This window comes from Dysgonomonas reticulitermitis (assembly GCF_054601275.1).
This window is the reverse complement of record NZ_BAAHWU010000119.1, coordinates 1-1541: the sequence shown is the minus strand read 5'-3', so window position 1 is coordinate 1541 and position 1541 is coordinate 1. Positions and strand designations below refer to the sequence as shown.

The following is a 1541-nucleotide window of genomic DNA, read 5'->3' as shown; positions in this document are numbered from 1 at the left end:
TTATTCTGCTAATCATCCTGCTCCTAATTTTATAGCAAAAACTTTGTCCTATTTGCATTGGGCTAAAGTTCTTGTTCCACAAAGCAGATGCGAAAAATGAGCGTTGCTTATACGGAACTCAGGTTAAAAACAAAGCATCATGCAAAAATCAGTTTTTCTAAAAGCAGCGTTAGCGGTTGTTACCGTTACGCTGGCCGTGTTCTGTCTCTGCTGCCTGCAAAAGGCGGGTATCCAGCCGCTATGGGCAGCTGTCGCAATTCTCTTTGTCAGGGGATTTATACGATTTATATTCCGCCTGACGGTCATACTGCTATCCGTAGCTATTACCGTATGGCTGTTTATCACACTCTTAACATGTATCTGACCATGAATTACAGGATAATAGATGGCAATACAGCCAACGGGATATTCACCGTATCGGAAGTGAAAATCAGCTACCAGCCGAAGGTCAGGCCGTCAGACAGGCTGAAAATAACCTGTTCGAATGATATATACAAATTGCTCACGGAATATGGAGTATTCGACCCGGAAGTTATCGAGCACCGGGAATTTTTCAAGCTGTTGCTGCTGAACGGCGGGAACAGGCTGCTGGGAATAAACCACCTTTCGGAAGGCGGTATAGGAGAAGTCACCGTTGACGTGCGCCATATCATGCAGGCGGCGATACTGGCCAATGCTACCGGCATAGTCCTCTGCCACAACCACCCATCGGGGAACTTAAAACCGAGTGCAGCCGATGATAAAATGACGGAAAAAGTAAGGGCGGCCTGCAAGCTATTCGGCATATCCCTGACAGACCACCTGGTCATATCTTCCGAAAGCTACTATTCCTACGCCGACGAAGGCAGGATTTTATAACATCATATAAACAGTTAAATCATAATCAAATGGAAATTAAGACAAAAATTACAGGCGCAGGGCGGCGGAGAAGCAGTAACCGCCATGCAGGGTATTACCGCATCCGTAACCGGGTCGGGACTTCTTTCGGACAGCCGGTGCATATCGGCTTTTACCTCAATGCCATACTGGACGGTGACGGCGGCGTGGACAGGAACAGGATTGTCGGACTCTTTAATACAGGATGTCATGGCTAACATCTGTACCAACAAGCTCTATCTCTCAACGAAGGACAGGGATTTACGCGACAGGCTGAAGGAATCAATCCGGCAGTCGTTCAGCTGCGATACCGTGCTGTACGGTAACGGAAAAGTCTTTGACTGCGAAATCGAGTTTGATTCCAAATGGACTTTCCCGCAAGGGGAAATGGAAAAGCTGACAGGCGGCATTCCGCGGGAAAGCGACCTTTATATCCGCGTCCTCAGCTACGAGTTTGGCTGTGAATACGTCGGATTCAACATATACGCCGACGGCGAATGGCGTGATAAATTTGCCGACAAGTAGTTCAGTATTAATTATGACTTTGTTGCAACGGTATTGTAAAAGAAGGGTTACAGGTGTATTTTTGTATTTGCAAATTCAAAAAAGTAGATATATGAGTACCTCACCGATAACCCAGATCAAAGATAAATATAAAATCAAGA

General features: G+C 46.0%; 3 protein-coding genes. All 3 read left to right on the top strand.

All coding sequences use genetic code 11. The features are described 5' to 3' along the window. The first annotated feature begins 96 nt into the window (after positions 1–96). From ACYPZI_RS15935 to ACYPZI_RS15925, 3 genes are read left to right on the top strand one after another with little or no spacing between them, the layout of a single operon-like run. Positions 97–858: a JAB domain-containing protein gene (locus ACYPZI_RS15935; protein WP_459603354.1), complete on the top strand. Its 762-nt coding sequence runs from the start codon at positions 97–99 to the stop codon at positions 856–858. Between the two features lie 29 nt (positions 859–887). Next, positions 888–1094, top strand: a complete 207-nt coding sequence (locus ACYPZI_RS15930; RefSeq protein ID WP_459603352.1) for a hypothetical protein — start codon at positions 888–890, stop codon at positions 1092–1094. Continuing rightward, entirely contained in the window at positions 1087–1401 is a 315-nt protein-coding gene (locus tag ACYPZI_RS15925) for a hypothetical protein (protein ID WP_459603350.1), read from the top strand. The genes ACYPZI_RS15930 and ACYPZI_RS15925 overlap by 8 nt, the downstream gene beginning before the upstream one ends. The last annotated feature ends 140 nt before the right edge of the window (positions 1402–1541 follow it).

Coding starts and splice junctions, on each gene's coding strand:
- ACYPZI_RS15935 (WP_459603354.1), top strand. CDS start 97: ATGAGCGTTGCTTATACGGAACTCAGGTTAAAAACAAAGCATCATGCA.
- ACYPZI_RS15930 (WP_459603352.1), top strand. CDS start 888: ATGGAAATTAAGACAAAAATTACAGGCGCAGGGCGGCGGAGAAGCAGT.
- ACYPZI_RS15925 (WP_459603350.1), top strand. CDS start 1,087: ATGGCTAACATCTGTACCAACAAGCTCTATCTCTCAACGAAGGACAGG.